Here is an 18412-nt window from a genome sequence, read left to right on the forward strand (position 1 = left end):
TTTTATTATGAGCGGAAAAGATCAAAAGGAACAACTGGTAAAACATTTAAATGGAGGAGAGGCTTTTGTTCCTGTAGACCATCTTTTAGATAAAATACCTTTTGAAAAATTAGGGGAGAAGCCACATAATTTGCCATATTCCTTTTACCAACTTTTTTATCATATAGTATTCGCTCAAAAAGATATTCTGGAATTTTCGATTTCCGGAAGTTATAAAACTTCAAAATGGCCAGATGATTATTGGCCTAAGGATTCTGCTCCTGCAGATCCTGAATCCTGGGAAGCGCTCAAAAAAGATTATTTTGACGATAGGGAGATTTTTGAGAAATTTATTTTAGATCCTAAAAATGATTTAGATCAGCTGGTTAAAAATTCTAAAGAACATACGGTACATCGAGAAATTCTTCTGGTTATAGAGCATACAGCTTATCATACCGGGCAAATGATCATCATCTTACGTTTACTGGGGCTTTATAAATAATTGAGTCTGATTCTGACTTTATTTTCAGATATTTGTATTCCTAAAATAGCATAAAATTTTCAATATATGGCAGACGATAAAAAAGTAATATTTTCAATGTCTGGGGTTACCAAAACTTATAAAAATGCGAATACCCCGGTTTTAAAAAACATATACCTAAGCTTCTTTTACGGGGCTAAAATTGGTATCCTTGGTTTAAACGGTTCTGGTAAATCCACCTTGCTTAGAATTATTGCTGGAGAAGATAAAAACTACCAGGGAGATGTTGTTTTTTCTCCAGGATATTCTATTGGTTATCTAGAGCAGGAACCAAAACTTGATGAAGAGAAAACTGTACTGGAAGTAGTAAAAGAAGGTGTGGCTGAAACAGTTTCAATTCTTGATGAATACAATAAAATAAACGATCAGTTTGGTTTGCCAGAGGTTTATGAAGATGCCGATAAGATGCAGAAGCTTATGGATAAGCAGGCTGCGCTTCAGGATAAAATAGATGCTTCAAACGCCTGGGAGCTGGATACCAAACTTGAAATTGCTATGGATGCTCTAAGAACTCCAGATGCCGATAAAAAGATTTCGGTACTTTCTGGAGGGGAAAGAAGACGTGTAGCGCTTTGCCGTTTGTTACTTCAGGAACCTGATATTCTTTTATTAGATGAACCTACTAACCACCTTGATGCCGAATCGGTACATTGGTTAGAACATCATTTAGCGCAATATAAAGGAACAGTAATTGCGGTAACGCACGACCGTTATTTTCTTGATAATGTTGCCGGCTGGATTTTGGAATTAGACAGGGGAGAAGGTATCCCATGGAAAGGAAATTATTCTTCCTGGTTAGATCAAAAATCGAAACGTTTGGCACAGGAACAAAAACAAGCAAGCAAGCGACAAAAGACTTTAGAACGAGAGCTTGAATGGTCTAAAATGAATCCGAAGGGACGCCAGGCCAAACAAAAAGCGCGTTTAAATAATTATGACAAGTTATTGAGCCAGGATCAAAAGCAAATGGACGAGAAGCTGGAGATATATATTCCTAACGGCCCAAGGCTTGGAACAAACGTGATTGAAGCAAAAGGTGTGAGTAAAGCTTTTGATGATAAATTGCTATACGAAGATTTGAATTTTAATCTTCCACAAGCAGGAATTGTTGGGATTATTGGGCCTAACGGTGCCGGTAAAACAACCATTTTCAAAATGATTATGGATGAAATAGAGCCCGATAAAGGAAGTTTTGAAGTGGGAGAGACCGCGAAGATTGCTTATGTAGATCAGGCACATTCTAATATTGATCCTGAAAAAACTATTTGGCAGAACTTTAGCGACGAGCAGGAATTAATTATGATGGGCGGTCGCCAGGTGAATTCCCGAGCTTATTTAAGTCGATTTAACTTTAGCGGAAGCGAACAGAATAAGAAAGTAAATATGCTCTCTGGTGGAGAAAGAAACCGACTTCATTTAGCGATGACCTTAAAAGAAGAAGGAAACGTGTTGTTACTCGATGAGCCTACCAACGATTTGGATGTGAATACGCTTCGAGCCCTGGAAGAAGGTTTGGAAAACTTTGCCGGTTGTGCCGTGGTGATTTCCCACGACAGGTGGTTCCTTGATAGAGTTTGTACTCATATACTTGCTTTTGAAGGAGATTCACAAGTGTATTTCTTTGAAGGAAGTTTCTCTGATTATGAGGAAAACAAGAAGAAACGTTTGGGTGGCGATATTATGCCGAAACGTATTAAGTATAAAAAGTTAGTGAGATAAGCTCGCGTCACCCTGAATTTATTTCAGGGTCTAAAATCTTTAATTATCAAGAACTTAGATTCTGAAACAAGTTCAGAATGACGTAAGTTTGAAAATGGGTTTAAAATAAAAAACCTCACAGATTTAAAACCTGTGAGGTTTTTTTATGCTATTCTTTCTCTGGTTTCTTTTCCTTTTTCGGCGGCATTGGGCCGCGGAGGTGTATTATAAGTCCGTTGAGGAAGTTCCTTAGAAATTGATCGCCACATTCTACATATTTTGGATGATCTTCGGCTCTAAAAATAGCTCCAAGTTCGCTTTTGGTTACTTTAAAATCTACCAATGCACAAATCTTCACAATATCATCATCGCGCAGTTTGTGTGCTACTCTTAATTTTTTAAAAATATCGTTGTTTGTTAGTCCCATAGCGCAAATTTATACTTTTCTAAACTTCTTTAATTCCTCATTGAGGGTTTAATTGTTTGAGGGGTCTATAAAATGTAAAAATATGATCTAAATTTATCAGCGCTGGATGTAACCTAAGACTTTTTCTTTTATTTTTTCAAATTTAATCGTAGCTCAATTTCTTCAAGCTTTTCCAGGTCGGCTTTATTTTTTATGGCGTTTCGAGCGTCAGCAAGTAAATTTTTAGCTTCGGTTTCTATAGAGGTATAATAGGATTCTTTTACCGTTTTTTGGGTTTTCAGGTAAAAAAATATCATTCCTAATTTTTGAACAATAATTATATCGTGTTTGCAATAGGCTCTTATAGGAGCCAAAACCTGATAAAGTAGTTCTTCAAAATCAATACTGCGCATTTTTATTAGAACTTTATCATCAGACTTTAAAAACTGCTTGTCCTGCTTTTGCATTCGTAAAGCCAGCAATTCAGTCAAATAATCGAGTGCGTTTAAAGCAGTGCCGGGGTCGTTAATTCCAGGTGACATCGCTTTTACAATTACTTCGGTAATTTGTTTAAAAGCTAATACATAATTTGTGCTAACCAATTCGCCGCGAGCCAGGCTAAAGTTGGAAATTACCTTTTTGACGGTTGCTTCATCTAATTCTTTTTTCGATTTAAATAGCGGAATTCCATTCAAAATGAAAATTCCTTTGACTGGTAATATTTCAATTTGTGTTTCTTTTTCCCGGCATATATCCAAAAGATTATCTGAAGATAGATTCTGAAAATAGCCACTTTTCGCTGATTTGTATTCATACCAGTCTGTAGTTTCAGGAAAATCCTGATCTTCGTTTTCTTCGGTTTTTAGCAGAAAATTTAGACGTTTTTTTGCCTGTTTAAAAATTTTGTCAAGAATATTATTTATCTGAATACTTTGGGAAATATTGTGTATAAAATAGATAAATGCCCAAATACAAATTACGGTTAGAAAAATCCCCAGTAAAACTGAAAATCCCGGCACCTGATAGTTGTCACCGTCGGGTTGTATAGAAACCGCTATAAAGATTGCATAAAGAATGGTAGCCAGATAGATTCCTAAAATAATCTGATGATTTTTATCTGAAATTAATCCCGGTAGTAATCGGGGGGAATAATTACTGGAAGCCTGATTTAATAATACCATAACCATGGAAAAGCTAAAAACCATCATCGAGATTAGTCCGGTAATACAGGCGGTTAGAATACTTAGTGCAGTATTGCCGCTATCTACAACTAATGAGGGAAAATGATCGTTCAAATATTTTGAAGCTCCCATATTCTCCACATAAATCATTAAAAAAGCCAGTACAAATCCGAAAATGGCGAATACCGTGGGGTAAAATGCAATTTTGCTTTGTAGGTTAGAAAGTAGGATGTAGGTGCGGTTAAAAAGATATTTCATTCAAAATTTAATTTCCTGGGAAGGTACTCATTTCTTAATATATACAGTATTCTTTAAGCGAATAGACAAAATGGCACTAATAATATTATAAAATCAGTCATAAAGTCATAATTTTTAAATTGGAATTTAAATTGCTTAATGATTTTAAAAAAATTAATTATAAACCTTTAAAAAAATAAAGTTATGAGTTTAATTAAAAGAAATGAGGCCAATTGGCTGCCTTCGGTTTTCGACGATATGTTTAAAACCGATTGGTTAGGTGGAACTACTAATGTAAATAGTATTGGAACCAGTATTCCTGCGGTAAATATCCAGGAAACCGAAGATGGTTTTAATGTTGAAGTTGCTGCACCGGGTAAAACCAAAGAAGATTTTAATATTGAGTTAGACAATGATGTACTAACAATTTCTTCTGAAGATAAAAAAGAAAAAGAAACTACAGAGAAAAACGGAAGATACACCCGTAAAGAATTTAGTTACAGCACTTTCAAAAGAGCATTTAGTCTGCCAGATTCTGTAGATAGTGAAAAGATCTCTGCCGTTTATAATAATGGAGTGTTGGAGATTACGCTTCCAAAACGAGAAGAAGCTAAAGTGCAGGCTAAACGAATGATAGCTATTTCGTAAGCTGAAGATTGAGTTTGGTTAGTTAAAGGCGCCTGGCAATGGGCGCTTTTTTTTATGCAAAAAATATCCAGCAAATAGGTATTTCTTAGAGACATATATACGCATTCATATTTTTATGCGTTAAAAAGAAACGGGGAACTATATGATTATTTTAGATTATTGATATATTTACCCGCGAAGAACAGACCTACTAAATCTATTTTTATGAACAGATATTTTCTACTAATTTTTATTAGCATTTTTTGCGTGACTTTTTCCCGGGCTCAGGAATATAGTTTTGGAATAAAAGGAGGAGCTAATTATGCAACAACAGCGGGAACCATAACTGGCGAAAGCTCTGGAGCAGGTTTTTTTAATGGAACTGTAGAAGCCGAATCTAAGGTTGGTTTCCATGCAGGGGCGTTTTTTGAATTGCGTTTCGGTAAGTTCTTTGTTAGACCTGAGGTAATGTATAACTCTATTGAAACAGAATTCGATTTTCCTTCCAGACCATCTATCTATGCGGTTGAGAAGTTAAGTATTCCATTACTTTTTGGGTATAATGTATGGGGTCCCATAGATGTTTATGCTGGTCCTGCATATCAAAGTATTCTTAATGCAAGTATGGATGGAACACAACCTCAAACTAAAACAATTATAGTTCAAAATACCCCTTTGGCTGCACAGGCCGGTGTAAAAGCAAGATTAGGTAGGTTTGAGCTCGGAGTACGATATGATCGCTCTTTAGCTTCTGAGGAGACAGATTCCTCATTGGATTTCGATAATGGTCAATTTGGCATTAACAGAGCTCCATTTAATGATATGAGATTACATCAGGTTTTGGTAAGCCTTAGCTTTAAGATAGGCGATAGCGAATCAAACACAGGTCGCAGACGAGGCGGCGGTTGTTATTTTTAAGACATAAGAATTCAAAAATCAATCTAAAGCCTTAATTGTTAATTTTTCAATTAAGGCTTTTTTATATGCATTATTCTAAATTAAACGACTTAAAATCATTAAATTGATAGGTATATTTACACGGTTAAATCTATCGCGATGAAAGACCTTTATTCCATAAAACCCAAAAAACGCAAACGTCTTATATTAGTTCTTAGTGTTTTTTTTGCATTATTACTACTTACAGAATTTATTGAAAAAAGAAGCTTAAAGAGTATAGATGAAGATTTTTCTTCCCTATATCAGGATAGACTTTTGCCAGCTTCCCAGATGTATGAGCTTTCTGAATTGCTTCATGAAAAAAGAATGCTTTTTGAAAATGTAAATGACAATTCTGGGGTTGTAAAATTCAACTTAGCAGAAATAACAGCTTATAATAATCAGATTGATCAAGTATTACATGATTATGGGAAAACCTATCTAGTAAATAAAGAAGAGGTTTATTTTAAAGATTTTAAAAAGCATTATCAGGAATACTTAATACTGGAAAATACAATTATTAACAATTTACAGGAAGGAGCCTATAATAAAGCTGATTATCTTATCAATAAAAATGCGGAAGATTTTTTTAAAATTTTAAATCTCGATTTGCATAATATTGCCAGTGTTCAGCCAGAGGTAGGCAAACAACTTATGGCTCACTACAAAACCAGCTCTGGAATCACTTCACTTCTTTATTACTTTAAAATTGCTCTTACTATTCTTATAGGTTTGTTTGTGTTACGTCTTTTAGGTTTGGAGCAATTACTCCGCCATCCCAGGCAAAAGTTTGAACTTAACTGAATATGTATTCTATAAAGTGAAAATATGTAAGAAATTTCTCTAATCTCATATGTTATAGGAATCAACTTTAATTCCTTACTATATATTTTCCCCAACCAAGCCACTTTTCGTTTTTAATTAAAATTATTCTTATTAAAATAGATGATTTCCCCTATACTTTGATATGATAATGTTAAATAATTTTGGTTTATGGTAAAAAATCTTTTGCAGATTAACAAAATATTTGGTATTATGTCGAAAATTAGTTTTCTCTAAAACTATTATGCTTAGTTTTACTTCAAGATTAGATGCCTCTACCTTCTAATTAAAGCCCCCACCGTTGCTTTTATTTATTGTTTACCCTGCTACGAATTAATCTCCCAAAGATTGTTTCGTAATAATACTATTATATAAAAATGATAATTCCAAAACTGAAGCCCCATCTTCTTTTTCATATAAGTCCCCAACTTATTCTTTCTCAACTTAGGTGATATTCCCTTTATAAGCAAAAATTGGGACTCACGGAGGCGAAGCCATGTAATAGATTTTATTAGCCACCGCCGTTATTATAAATTTTAAAAAAATCAGAATGAAAGTAGCTTTAATTACAGGTGTTACCGGCCAGGATGGCTCATATTTAAGCGAATTTTTGCTCGATAAGGGTTATATGGTGCACGGTATTAAAAGGAGGACCTCTCAATTCAATACAGATCGAATTGACCATCTTTATCAGGATCCGCACGAAACACACCGTAATTTTATATTGCATTATGGTGATATGACAGATAGTACTAATTTAATTCGGCTTATTCAATTAATACAACCAGATGAAATCTATAATCTGGCGGCAATGAGTCACGTTCAGGTTTCTTTCGAAATTCCAGAATATACGGGAAATACAGATGGATTAGGAACTCTTAGAATACTGGACGCCGTTAGATTATTAGGTTTGGAAAAGAAGACACGGATTTATCAGGCGTCAACTTCAGAATTATACGGGAAAGTACAGGAAGTCCCTCAGTCTGAAACCACCCCCTTCTATCCAAGAAGTCCTTATGCGGTAGCTAAGTTATATGCCTACTGGATAACGGTTAATTACCGGGAGGCTTATAAAATGTTTGCCTGTAATGGAATATTATTCAATCATGAATCACCGGTAAGGGGAGAAACTTTTGTTACGCGAAAAATTACAAGGGCAGTTGCTAGAATCGCCCTTGGCTTACAGGAAAAAATATTCCTTGGTAACCTGGATGCTCGACGTGACTGGGGTCATGCTAAAGACTATGTTAGAATGATGTGGATGATTTTACAAGCAGATGAGCCCGAAGATTGGGTGATCGCTACAGGAAAAACCACAAGCGTTAGAGATTTTGTCAGGATGGCCTTTGCTGAGGTAGGCATAGAGTTGAAATTTGAAGGAAAGGGTATAAATGAAAAAGCTATAGTAACTCAGTGTGAGAAACCTGACTTTAAAATTCCAATTGGAACTGAAGTTCTTTCTGTCAATCCTAGGTATTTTAGACCGACAGAAGTAGAATTACTGATTGGAGATGCTTCAAAAGCAAAAAACAAATTAGGTTGGGTTCCGGAATTTGAATTGCAAGACTTAATTAAGGAAATGGTAGAAAGTGATCTCAATCTAATGAGGAAAGAGCAATGTTTAAAGGATGTTGGTTTTACAGTTATGAATTATTATGAATGATAAGTATTGAGAAATAAAAACTAAATGGAAAAAAACGCCAAAATTTACGTAGCAGGACATACTGGTCTGGTCGGGAGTGCTATTCTAAAGCAACTAAGGTTGAAAGGCTATACTCAAATAATAACAAGAACTCATAAGGAGCTTGAATTGATGGATTGTATTGCTGTTGAAGATTTCTTTAGAGAAGAGAAACCTGAATACGTTTTCCTGGCGGCTGCAAAAGTAGGTGGAATTATAGCAAACAATAGTTATCGCGCAGAATTTCTTTATGAAAATAGTATGATACAAAATAACATAATTCATCACTCATACCTTAATAATGTTAAGAAGTTGATGTTTTTAGGCAGCACCTGTATCTATCCGAAAAATTGTAAACAGCCTATTAAAGAAGAATATTTGTTAACCGGGCCTTTAGAATACACCAATGAACCTTATGCAATTGCTAAAATAGCGGGAATTAAGTTGTGCGAAAGTTATAATCTTCAGTATGGAACAAATTTTATAAGCGTAATGCCAACGAATTTATATGGTCCTGCAGATAACTTTAACCTAGAAACAGCCCATGTTTTACCAGCATTAATAAGAAAGATTTATTTAGGAAAAGCACTGGAAGAAAATGAGTGGGAAAAGATTAAGGATGATCTCAATTACCGGCCCATAGAAGGAATTACTGGAAAGGCTGAAAAAACCGAGATTTTAAGTGTTTTAGAAAAATTTGGTGTAAGAATGAAAAGAGCAAGTTACCAGACAGTTGACACTAAGAAAATGGTTTCTATTGAAATATGGGGAACAGGGAAACCCTATCGGGAGTTTATGTGGAGCGAAGAGATGGCAGATGCCTGTATCTTTTTAATGGAGAAAAGGAATTTTCAGGATATTGTATCACTTCAAGATAATAACGGGAGTACAATTCAGGAGGTACGTAATACTCATATCAACATTGGAACAGGTAAGGAAATATCCGTCGCTCAATTAGCAGAAATGACTAAAAGAATAATTGGTTTTGAAGGAGAATTATTTTTTAATACCGAAATGCCGGATGGGACCTATCGCAAACTAACGGATATTTCCAAGCTAAGGGCTTTAGGCTGGAAAGCTCAGGTGGAATTAGATGAGGGCATAGAAAGGTTATATAATTGGTATAAGAATAGCATTTATAAAAAAATCAAATTTAACTTGAAAACTTAGGTCTCTGCAAGTGAGGGAATCAGCTATTAAAAACTTAAAAGGGGTGAAGTTTAAAATTGCTTAAAGATTATGAAGGATCTGCTTCAAAGTATAAGTATTAAGATTGAAAGCGGATCTTTTATAACCAAAGGTCAAATAAGGCTAATTAGTTCGTTCCTGGTCGGTCAGGGGGTCGTACAATTTGTACAGTTACTTACCGGGTTTCTTCTTATAAGATGGTTAACAGTGGAGCAATATGCCCAATATAGTGTAGCCTTTGCCTTTCAATCTACCGCGCAGATTTTAGTGGAGTTGGGTTTTTCTGGTTCTGTAATTGCACTAGTTGGATCAAGGGTTTATAATAAAGAGGTTTTAGGGGGCTATATAAAAGCTGGTAAATTTTTTAGAAATAGGCTTTTTGCTGTTGTGGGAGTAATATGCTTAGTAGGTTTTCCAATCATAACTTCTCATCATCAATGGCCCTATTATATTACGATCTTATTATTGGTTGCCATTTTAAGCAATTTATATCTTTCAGGAAACAGTGCCTTTTATGCAAGCCCTTTAATAATACACGCAAGACTTAAAGATTTTTATAGAATCCAATTAAAAAGCGGTTTATTCCGTTTGAGTTTCCTGGGGATTCTTAGCATTTTTTCTATCATTAATGCCTGGTTGGCTGCATTGGCAACAAGTTTTTTGATATGGTATAATGGAAAACACTATAAAGACAGGTCTCAGGAATATATAATAGAACCAGCGAGCAGCTCTTCTGAAACTAAAAAAGAAATGCTGCAGTACGTAAAACCGGTTATGCCTGGAATTATCTACTCAGCTTTTAGCGCGCAAATAGCACTTTTTCTCATAAGCATTTTTGGAAATACTCAAAATATAGCGGAAGTAGGTGCTTTAGGAAGAGTTGGACAAATTTTTTTTATTTTGAATGCAGCAAGCTCAACCTTAATCGTTCCCTTTCTAGCAAGGCAGCCTGGAGAGGGTCTTAGTAAAAAATATTTTTCAATTATTTCAGGGGCTTTAGCAATTGCGGCATTACTATCAATCATCGCTTTTTTATTTCCTCAACCATTTTTATGGATAATGGGTAGTAAATATGATCATTTAGATCGAGAAGTCGGTTTGCTTGTTCTCAATTCAGCAATCATTTTTCTCAATGTAGTGATGTGGGATATGAATTGTTCAAGGAAATGGTTGTGGTATTGGATACCAATAGTAAGTATCTCTTCGAATATCCTGTTACAGATATTTTTAATTTTTAAAATGGACCTTAATACAACTTATAACGTACTTATTTACGCAATAATTTTAAGTGTATTTAATCTTTCAAATAAAGTCCTTGTTGCATTCATAGGATTAAAAAAGACAAAAGATGAAGTTAATTTACTTTCAGAAGGTTCCTAATTTTGGAGATGCACTAAATCCATTAATCTTTGATAGGTTCTTTCCCGGTTTTTTTGATGAAAAGGAGGATGAGGTGTTTTTGGGTATTGGATCTATTTTACATTTAAAATTTCCGCCCGAAACCAGAAAAATTGTATTTAGCACAGGCTATGCGTATTACGGCGATTTGCCTGTAATTGATAAAACCTATAATATTTCCTGCGTAAGGGGGCCTTTGACGGCAAAAGCACTTGGCCTGGATTCAAAACTAGGAATAACTGATGGAGCTGCATTATTGAGAAAAATGTATTTCCCGAATGAAACAAAGATTTTTGATTATTCTTTTATGCCTCATCATGCGAGTCTTCATTTTAATGATTGGGAAAAAATATGCAACGAAATCGGATACAATTATATAGATCCTGCTGATGACATTCAAAAGGTCTTGCAGCAAATTTCACAATCTAAGGTCGTAATTGCCGAGGCTATGCACGGGGCTATTGTAGCAGATACATTAAGAGTTCCTTGGATACCGGTAAAACTTTATCCTACAATCAACGAATTCAAATGGAAAGACTGGACTGAATCATTGGCCTTGGAATATATACCAAACACGCTCCCTTCCATTTATTCCAGCCAGATGGTAAATCAAAAAATTGCCGCAAAATTTAGAGCAAAAGAAAGGGATTTATACGTGAGGGGAATTAGTAAAGTATATGAAACTTACCAGGACAATTTCCTAAATAGGAGCCTGATTAAGCAATTTGCCGCATTAAAGTCAAAGCAACAGTTCTTAAGTAACGAGAAGTTACTAGATCAAAAGATAGAACAGCTTCTTGATAAAATAGAAATGATAAAATCTACCTATGGTTTTCTTCAAAAATCTAAATGAATTATAGGTATGCAATGCGCTAATACTCTTTAGTGAATTAGTGACGAAAATAACTATGAAGAATCTGAAATTTAGTGTAATAATCCCCACTTGCCATAGAAATGAATTACTGGCAGAATGTTTAGAGAAGCTTTCTAAACAGGATTATTCATTAGATCAAATCGAAATAATCGTGACCGATGATGGGAAAGTAAGCACAGCAAAACCTATGCTCGATTCATATTTTCCCTTTGTAAAATGGACTAAAGGTGCTGGTAGTGGGCCTGCTGCCAATAGGAATAATGGGGCCAGAATAGCAAAAGGGCAATGGTTGATATTTACAGATGATGATTGCCAGCCAGATCCATGCTGGATTGAAGAATATGAAAAAGCTGTGGAAAGCAATCCTGGGACCAAGGTTTTTGAAGGGCGTACTTATCCTGACAAATCGAAAATGGCCTTTAATGAAGTAGCTCCGATCAATGAGACCGGAGGGCATATGCCTTCATGCAATTTTATGATTTCCCGGGAATTATATTGGGATCTGGGAGGCTTTGATGAAAATTTTAAGTTCTATTTTGAAGATATGGATTTTAGCTATCGAATAAAATCGCTGGGTTTCTCCACTTTATTTCTCCCAAAAGCAGCAGTTTGCCATCCCTGGCGAAAAGTAGATGCCATCAGCTTTTGGAAGAACCGAAAATTTTACAAAGAGTCTTATTGGAAGTTTATAATCAAAGATGAAGAACTATTTAGATCGCATAATTCTTTATTCTTTCTCAAGCAGTTTACAAAGGATCTGGTTTTTGACACCTTTAAAAACTTATTCCGATATAGAGCAAAGGGACTTATATACAACTTAAGTCACAGAATGATACATCTTGAACTTTTCTTCCGAACTCTTTTAAATTCTACCCCGTATAAGGATTTAAAAAAAGGTCTCCTTTTAGAGTAGCTATTTAGAGCAAATCAGTGGTCCAAATGGTGATCAAATATTCAATTCATTGATTATCTGTAATTAATAAATTTTTACTTATGCAAGTTTACATTACGTCAGCCTATCCCTTTCACCCAAAAGATAATTTTGCCGCTTCCTGGTTGAAGGAATCAGCAGCGATGAATTCGGATGGGAAACATTCCGTTACTGAATATTCTGATAGGGCAGATGTAATTTTGTTTGCAGAACATCACTCTAATGAGGATCCGTATTTTTTTCAGGTACTGAATAATGATTTATATAAGAAATATCCTCATAAATCGATTCTTTATAATGATGTAGATAAACCGATATCATTAATACCCAGTATCCTACCATCAATAGAAAAAAAATATTACAAAAATGATTTTACCAGATCAGGTCCTTATATAGCCAGGCATTGTGAAAATGAATCGGTTTCCGCTATAAAGGGAAAATTTAACAAGGAATTTTTATTTTCATTTATAGGGGCAGCAAGAACACACCCGATAAGAAAAGAAATTCTATTATTAGAATCAGCCGCTGGGTTTTTAAAGGATACAAGTGATAAGAACCTGTGGGAACTTACTCCAGAATCAAAAAAGGAATATGAGAAAGAATATGTGGATATAAGTTCTAGAAGTTATTTTGTTTTATGTCCCCGGGGAGAAGGGGTTAATTCTTATCGTTTATATGAAACCATGCAAATGGGGTTAACACCAGTAATTATTTCAGATGACTGGGTTCCAATGCAAGGACCTAATTGGGATAAATTCTCCATACGAATTGCCGAAAAAGATGTTACTCAAATTCCTAGTATACTTAAAGAGAGACAGGATGAAGCAGCTAAAATGGGAGAATTAGCCCGTAGAAATTGGGAGCGTTGGTTTTCTAAAGAAGCTGGCTTTCAGGTGATAGCTTCTATGTGTGAAGAACTTATTAATGCTAATAATAGGAAAAAAAAGAGAATAGTTTACTCATATGGTCAGTTTTTTAGACCATTCCATTTCAGAAATCTATTAAGGTTTTATAAAAATAGCTTGATATGAAGATTTTGTTTTTGTGCAGTTGTTTAGAACCCGGTAAAGACGGGGTTGGAGATTATATTCAGATCCTGGCAAATGAATTATTGGTACACCAGCAGGAAGTTTCAATTCTTGCAATTAATGATCCTTTTCTTTCGGTGAATGAAAAGGAAAAGACTCAACCAATCCCTTCATTAAGACTAAGCAATAAAGAATCCTGGAGTTCAAGAATAATAAAATCAAGAAATTGGATAGATGAAATAAAACCTGACCATATAATGTGGCATTTCGTTATTTACGGATACCACCACCGGGGTTTTAGTTTTAGGCCTCTTCATCTTATTAGTAGGCTATTGAAGAATTATTCCCAGGTAAGTATTATGTTTCATGAGTTATGGATAGGGGCTGCAAAGGAGGATAGTGTAAAAGATAAAGCAATAGGTGAAATCCATAAACTACTTATTAAGTACCTGGTTTGGGATTTAAAACCAGTAAAGGTATTTACCAGTAATTCCACCTACGTGCGTTTATTGAATAAGGAAGAAATTGATAGTTTCTTATTACCAATTTTTAGCAATATTCCATATATCCCTGGCGCGGAGATATTATTTAAAGATCTACTAAATGCCAAAGGTGTAATAAATAGCGGTGAAACTTTAAAGCTAGGAATCTTTGGTACCATTCCCTTTATATGGCAAAAGGAAAAGTTTATAGCAAAGTTGAGAAAAAGCAAATCTTCAGTTATTTTATTCATTGCCGGAAGGTCAAATCAGTGTACAGCAGCTACGCTTAAGAAGGAGCTAAAAAAGGAAATACCTTCTTTGAATATTGTAATAATTGAAGAACAACCGGTTGCCATCATCTCTGGCTTTCTACAATATATAGATTTGGGTATAACCTTAACCGCACCCCAACTTTTAGAAAAAAGTGGAGTTTACGCTGCTTATATGGAACATGGATTGCCAATGCTTCTTGCCGGGCTCGATAAGAATTTTAATTGTGAGGAAAACGATTTGGTTGATAAGAATCAACATTCAAGATGGGAATTAGATGGTTTTCCTGATAAGGGAGAAATCGAGAAATCTACACCGAAAAATATAAAGGAAAAAATTACACGTAATATTCTAGAATTGATAGAAAAAGCTGAAAACAAAGTTTCTATCCCTTTGGTAAAAATGTAAAACGATGAAAAAATTGACAGTAGCTATTTGCATTCCCACGTATAACCAGGCAGAGTATTTACAAAAAAGTATCCAGTCTGCTTTAGACCAAACATACCCGGAAATCTCAGTCTATATCTGTGACGATAGGAGTACAGACGACACCAAATTAATTTGCGAGAAATTTAGTACGGAATATGCTAATTTTCATTATCAACAAAATGATGAAAATCTAGGGATTGCTAAAAATGTAAACAAGCTTTTGAGATGGCCCAAAACAGATTTTATCGTTCGCGTAGATTCCGATGATCTCCTACATCCAGATTATGTAAAAACCCTTGTTTCATTATTTGAGAAATACCCCGAGGCAGGTGTTGGACATGTTAATGTTCAGCAAATAGACGAGCAAGATAATTTTACTAGAAAACGATTACTCGCTCGTAATAAAGAATTTTATGCTGCTGAAAGATCATTAAGGGAAAGCATTTACGGTTATAAAGTGGCTGCCAACATTTGTATGTTTAAGAGAAGTGTTTTAGAAGAACTAAACTTTACCAACGGTCGTCCGGAATATACAGAGGATTATGATTTGTGGGTTCGAATTGCGGATGCCAATTGGGGTAATGTATTTTCATCAAAAATCCTGGCCTATTATCGTGTATGGGTAGATAAGAATAATTACAGGATCTCTTTGCATCGCAAAGAAGCTGAACTTATAGGTTATCAAAGGCTATTTGATGAATGTATAGAACCCGCTTACAAAAGAAGAAAATGGTCCAAGAATATTATTGAAACACAACGAGAAAAATTTGCCCTTGAACATGCAGTGGCATTAAAAAACAACTATTTCACCAAACCTGAGAAGGAGATTATTACCCAGAGAGTATTAAATATCTACGATAGTAAAAAGGTAAGATCCCGTATTGCCAGTTATTTAAATCCAGGCTCTTTGGGAGCAAAATATTATTCATATAAAAGAAAACTGATTGTAAAAATCAAGGATTTGATAAAAAGCACGCAATTCTTATTGCGTAAATCAAAAGCGGCCTAATAGAGAAGCCTGTTTATTATCTAAAGATCAAAATCTGAAAGCAGATTCTTATCTGCCTTTGCGGAATCACTTATTTGAAAACCATTTCATTATGAAAGTAGTAGTATCCCATCCAAATAGTAATCAGTTTAATCGTTCTGCCTTACAGGGGTTTTTAGAAAAAGATATGCTTTCTGAATTTCATACTGGAATAGCATTATTTCCAAATGGCTTATTGGATCGACTGGCTTCGTTACCAACTTTTTCTGAAATAAGACGAAGAAGCTTTTCTCCCGATTTGAAAAATTATACTCACTATTGGCCGGTATTAGAAACAGGGAGGCTTATAGCTGGAAAAATTGGTGCAACTTTTCTCACAAGGCACGAAAAGGGTGTTTTTTGTATTGATTCGGTGTATAATAATCTGGACCAAAAGACTAGTTTACGGTTAAAAGACGCAAAGAAAAGAGGAACAAACGGTGTCTATGCTTATGAAGATGGTGCCTTAAAAACTTTTCGAGAGGCCAAAATTTTGGGTTTAAACTGCTTTTATGATTTACCTATTGGCTACTGGCGCACCGCAAGGGAATTGCTGGAAAAAGAAAAAGACAGGTGGCCCGAATGGACTGCCACCCTAACAGGACTTAAAGATTCAGAAGAAAAACTGCTTCGCAAGGATGAGGAATTAGCCCTTGCTGATAGAATTTTTGTGGCCAGTAGTTTTACTGCGAGTACTCTTAAGAATTACCCTGGAAATTTAGCTCCAATAGAAATAATACCGTACGGATTTCCATCACCAATTAGCACGAGGAAATATGAAGGAGGCAATAGTATAAAACCCCTTAAATTACTATTTGTAGGTGGTCTTTCACAACGTAAGGGGATTGCAGATGTATTTGCAGTTGTAGATAAATTGCAAACACACGTAACATTAACGGTGGTAGGCTATAAAGCTTCGGATAATTGCCGGGTACTGGATGAAAATCTTTCCAGACATAGATGGATTCCCAGTTTACCACATTCAGAAATATTAGAACTAATGAGAAATCACGATGTATTATTATTTCCTTCCCTGTTTGAGGGGTTTGGAATGGTTATAACCGAAGCTATGTCTCAAGGTACACCGGTGATTACGACAGAAAGGACTGCCGGACCAGATTTGATTATTCATAATGAGAATGGTTGGCTTATAGAAGCTGGTTCTACCATCGCCCTAGAGGAATGTTTAGATTATTTACTGCAAAACCCGCAAATTATATCTAAAGTAGGGAAAGCTGCCAGGGAAACTGCAAAACAACGCCCTTGGAAAGTATATGGGGAAGAGTTAGCAACTGCTATAAGCGAACATGTAGGAAAAATAAATTCTTAGAAATTGGAAATTTAAAGATGAGGATCATTCTAAACAGGCTTGTAGATGAAAATGACCCATACCGGTTGATTAAACTGGGTATTTGGGGGTGTTTTTTTCTCCTTCTATTTGAAGGTGCCCTGCGTAAATGGTTTTTACCGGGTCTTGCAGCCCCACTTTTAATTGTTAGGGATCCTGTAGCTATTTTTCTTCTTTTTCATGCCTGGAGAAGAAATCTTCTTCCCCCTTCAATTTATTTAGTGGGCATGTTAGGAATAGGGACGCTGGCATTAATTACGACCCTAATTTTTGGGCATGGCAATCTTGCTATTGGAATTTTTGGAGCAAGAATTCTTATGCTTCAATTTCCTGTGATCTTCGTCATAGGTAAAGTTTTTTCCCGGGAGGATGTGATTAAGGTTGGAAAGATTATGTTATGGATAGCTATACCCATGATCATATTAATATCGCTTCAGTTTTACAGTCCCCAATCGGCCTGGGTTAATCGTGGAGTTGGAGGGGATATGGAAGGATCCGGATTTAGTGGCGCAATGGGATATTTTAGGCCCTCAGGTACCTTCTCATTTACCACAGGTAATACTATGTTCTTTAGCCTCCTTACCTGTTTTGTGTTCTATTTTTGGATAGGAGGAATAAAAGTCAATCGCTTATTACTTATTGCTGCAACTATTGCTTTGTTTATAGCTATCCCACTTTCTATTAGTAGATCATTGTTATTTCAGGTTATCATAGGAGTAGCATTTGCAGTCCTTGCCAGTATTAGAAATCCCAAATATGCTGGCCGTTTCATTGGAGCGGGCATTGCAGGCTTTATTATTTTAGGACTTTTAAATAATGTGGAAATTTTTCAAACAAGTACCGAAGTATTTACCAGTCGGTTTGAAACAGCAAGCAAAGTAGAAGGTGGCTTGCAAGGTACCCTGGTAGACAGGTATTTTGGAAATTTAATTTCTGCGGTTAGTGGTTCTTCCGCAGAGCGAATTCCATTTTGGGGATACGGAATTGGGTTAGGTACAAATGTGGCTAGTTTCCTGCTAACTGGAGGTAGGAATTTCCTAGTAGCAGAAGATGAATGGTTAAGACTGATGGGCGAGATGGGATTTCTAATGGGATTTGGAGTTATTTTAATTCGTTTAGGAATTTGTTTGCAGATGGCCTTGGCTAGTTATCAGAGCCTAAAAACTGGTGATTTTTTACCCTGGATGCTATTGAGTTTCTGCCTTTTAATAGTTCCCCAGGGGCAATGGGCTCAACCTACAGCTTTAGGATTTGCAATATTAATAGGTGGATTATTGCTCGCTTCATTAAACCATGAAGATGAAAAAGCTACGCCACATTCTTAGATCA

General features: G+C 35.5%; 17 protein-coding genes. 15 read left to right on the top strand and 2 right to left on the bottom strand.

The genetic code is table 11. From position 1 onward, the window contains the following. The first annotated feature begins 7 nt into the window (after window positions 1–7). Window positions 8–481 carry a DinB family protein gene (locus tag FG27_RS12570; RefSeq protein ID WP_037319628.1) on the top strand — a complete coding sequence of 158 codons (474 nt, stop codon included), beginning with the start codon at window positions 8–10 and terminating at the stop codon, window positions 479–481. A 66-nt stretch (window positions 482–547) separates the two neighbouring features. Then, complete coding sequence (ettA, locus tag FG27_RS12575) at window positions 548–2239, top strand: energy-dependent translational throttle protein EttA (protein ID WP_037319630.1); 1692 nt, start codon at window positions 548–550, stop codon at window positions 2237–2239. A gap of 148 nt (window positions 2240–2387) precedes the next feature. Here ettA and FG27_RS12580 read toward each other — a convergent pair whose 3' ends face one another. Both FG27_RS12580 and FG27_RS12585 read right to left on the bottom strand, forming a co-directional pair. Next, a complete protein-coding gene (locus FG27_RS12580; RefSeq protein ID WP_037319632.1) occupies window positions 2388–2645 on the bottom strand; it encodes a DUF1456 family protein in 258 nt (85 codons plus the stop codon). Window positions 2646–2773: 128 nt separating this feature from the next. Continuing rightward, window positions 2774–4063 carry a DUF2254 domain-containing protein gene (locus tag FG27_RS12585; RefSeq protein ID WP_037319635.1) on the bottom strand — a complete coding sequence of 430 codons (1290 nt, stop codon included), beginning with the start codon at window positions 4061–4063 and terminating at the stop codon, window positions 2774–2776. A gap of 183 nt (window positions 4064–4246) precedes the next feature. On the opposite strand from FG27_RS12585, the gene FG27_RS12590 reads away from it, so the two are divergent. The 13 genes from FG27_RS12590 to FG27_RS12650 all read left to right on the top strand — a co-directional run bounded on the left by FG27_RS12590 (window position 4247) and on the right by FG27_RS12650 (window position 18408). Then, on the top strand, window positions 4247–4690 hold the full coding sequence (locus FG27_RS12590) for an Hsp20/alpha crystallin family protein (RefSeq protein WP_037319638.1): 444 nt from the start codon (window positions 4247–4249) through the stop codon (window positions 4688–4690). A gap of 204 nt (window positions 4691–4894) precedes the next feature. Next, window positions 4895–5587 carry an outer membrane beta-barrel protein gene (locus FG27_RS12595; protein WP_037319640.1) on the top strand — a complete coding sequence of 231 codons (693 nt, stop codon included), beginning with the start codon at window positions 4895–4897 and terminating at the stop codon, window positions 5585–5587. A gap of 138 nt (window positions 5588–5725) precedes the next feature. Further along, on the top strand, window positions 5726–6409 hold the full coding sequence (locus FG27_RS12600; RefSeq protein ID WP_037319642.1) for an MCP four helix bundle domain-containing protein: 684 nt from the start codon (window positions 5726–5728) through the stop codon (window positions 6407–6409). 568 nt (window positions 6410–6977) lie between these two features. After that, on the top strand, window positions 6978–8090 hold the full coding sequence (gmd, locus tag FG27_RS12605) for a GDP-mannose 4,6-dehydratase (RefSeq protein ID WP_037319644.1): 1113 nt from the start codon (window positions 6978–6980) through the stop codon (window positions 8088–8090). 24 nt (window positions 8091–8114) lie between these two features. Then, window positions 8115–9278 (top strand): GDP-L-fucose synthase, encoded by a 1164-nt coding sequence (locus FG27_RS12610; RefSeq protein ID WP_037319647.1) that lies wholly within the window; start codon window positions 8115–8117, stop codon window positions 9276–9278. Window positions 9279–9503: 225 nt separating this feature from the next. Beyond that, entirely contained in the window at window positions 9504–10676 is a 1173-nt protein-coding gene (locus tag FG27_RS12615) for a hypothetical protein (protein WP_156101229.1), read from the top strand. Continuing rightward, window positions 10645–11547, top strand: coding sequence for a polysaccharide pyruvyl transferase family protein (locus tag FG27_RS12620; RefSeq protein ID WP_051935844.1), 903 nt, complete (start codon window positions 10645–10647; stop codon window positions 11545–11547). The genes FG27_RS12615 and FG27_RS12620 overlap by 32 nt, the downstream gene beginning before the upstream one ends. Window positions 11548–11602: 55 nt before the next feature. Beyond that, the gene (locus FG27_RS12625) at window positions 11603–12481 is read left to right on the top strand and encodes a glycosyltransferase family 2 protein (RefSeq protein WP_051935845.1); all 879 of its coding nucleotides are present in this window, start codon (window positions 11603–11605) and stop codon (window positions 12479–12481) included. A gap of 80 nt (window positions 12482–12561) precedes the next feature. Then, window positions 12562–13530 carry an exostosin family protein gene (locus tag FG27_RS12630; RefSeq protein WP_037319652.1) on the top strand — a complete coding sequence of 323 codons (969 nt, stop codon included), beginning with the start codon at window positions 12562–12564 and terminating at the stop codon, window positions 13528–13530. Further along, on the top strand, window positions 13527–14687 hold the full coding sequence (locus FG27_RS12635; protein WP_037319654.1) for a glycosyltransferase family 1 protein: 1161 nt from the start codon (window positions 13527–13529) through the stop codon (window positions 14685–14687). The genes FG27_RS12630 and FG27_RS12635 overlap by 4 nt, the downstream gene beginning before the upstream one ends. A gap of 4 nt (window positions 14688–14691) precedes the next feature. Then, window positions 14692–15717 carry a glycosyltransferase gene (locus FG27_RS12640; RefSeq protein WP_037319656.1) on the top strand — a complete coding sequence of 342 codons (1026 nt, stop codon included), beginning with the start codon at window positions 14692–14694 and terminating at the stop codon, window positions 15715–15717. Window positions 15718–15808: 91 nt separating this feature from the next. Beyond that, window positions 15809–17065 carry a glycosyltransferase family 4 protein gene (locus FG27_RS12645; RefSeq protein WP_037319659.1) on the top strand — a complete coding sequence of 419 codons (1257 nt, stop codon included), beginning with the start codon at window positions 15809–15811 and terminating at the stop codon, window positions 17063–17065. A gap of 17 nt (window positions 17066–17082) precedes the next feature. Further along, complete coding sequence (locus FG27_RS12650) at window positions 17083–18408, top strand: hypothetical protein (protein ID WP_051935846.1); 1326 nt, start codon at window positions 17083–17085, stop codon at window positions 18406–18408. Window positions 18409–18412 lie beyond the last annotated feature (4 nt).

This window comes from Salegentibacter sp. Hel_I_6 (assembly GCF_000745315.1).
Lineage (GTDB): Bacteria > Bacteroidota > Bacteroidia > Flavobacteriales > Flavobacteriaceae > Salegentibacter.

Bases quoted from the DNA above. Each gene is read 5' to 3' on its own strand.
- FG27_RS12570 (WP_037319628.1), top strand. From the start codon at position 8: ATGAGCGGAAAAGATCAAAAGGAACAACTGGTAAAACATTTAAATGGA.
- ettA (WP_037319630.1), top strand. From the start codon at position 548: ATGGCAGACGATAAAAAAGTAATATTTTCAATGTCTGGGGTTACCAAA.
- FG27_RS12580 (WP_037319632.1), bottom strand. From the start codon at position 2,645: ATGGGACTAACAAACAACGATATTTTTAAAAAATTAAGAGTAGCACAC.
- FG27_RS12585 (WP_037319635.1), bottom strand. From the start codon at position 4,063: ATGAAATATCTTTTTAACCGCACCTACATCCTACTTTCTAACCTACAA.
- FG27_RS12590 (WP_037319638.1), top strand. From the start codon at position 4,247: ATGAGTTTAATTAAAAGAAATGAGGCCAATTGGCTGCCTTCGGTTTTC.
- FG27_RS12595 (WP_037319640.1), top strand. From the start codon at position 4,895: ATGAACAGATATTTTCTACTAATTTTTATTAGCATTTTTTGCGTGACT.
- FG27_RS12600 (WP_037319642.1), top strand. From the start codon at position 5,726: ATGAAAGACCTTTATTCCATAAAACCCAAAAAACGCAAACGTCTTATA.
- gmd (WP_037319644.1), top strand. From the start codon at position 6,978: ATGAAAGTAGCTTTAATTACAGGTGTTACCGGCCAGGATGGCTCATAT.
- FG27_RS12610 (WP_037319647.1), top strand. From the start codon at position 8,115: ATGGAAAAAAACGCCAAAATTTACGTAGCAGGACATACTGGTCTGGTC.
- FG27_RS12620 (WP_051935844.1), top strand. From the start codon at position 10,645: ATGAAGTTAATTTACTTTCAGAAGGTTCCTAATTTTGGAGATGCACTA.
- FG27_RS12625 (WP_051935845.1), top strand. From the start codon at position 11,603: ATGAAGAATCTGAAATTTAGTGTAATAATCCCCACTTGCCATAGAAAT.
- FG27_RS12630 (WP_037319652.1), top strand. From the start codon at position 12,562: ATGCAAGTTTACATTACGTCAGCCTATCCCTTTCACCCAAAAGATAAT.
- FG27_RS12635 (WP_037319654.1), top strand. From the start codon at position 13,527: ATGAAGATTTTGTTTTTGTGCAGTTGTTTAGAACCCGGTAAAGACGGG.
- FG27_RS12640 (WP_037319656.1), top strand. From the start codon at position 14,692: ATGAAAAAATTGACAGTAGCTATTTGCATTCCCACGTATAACCAGGCA.
- FG27_RS12645 (WP_037319659.1), top strand. From the start codon at position 15,809: ATGAAAGTAGTAGTATCCCATCCAAATAGTAATCAGTTTAATCGTTCT.
- FG27_RS12650 (WP_051935846.1), top strand. From the start codon at position 17,083: ATGAGGATCATTCTAAACAGGCTTGTAGATGAAAATGACCCATACCGG.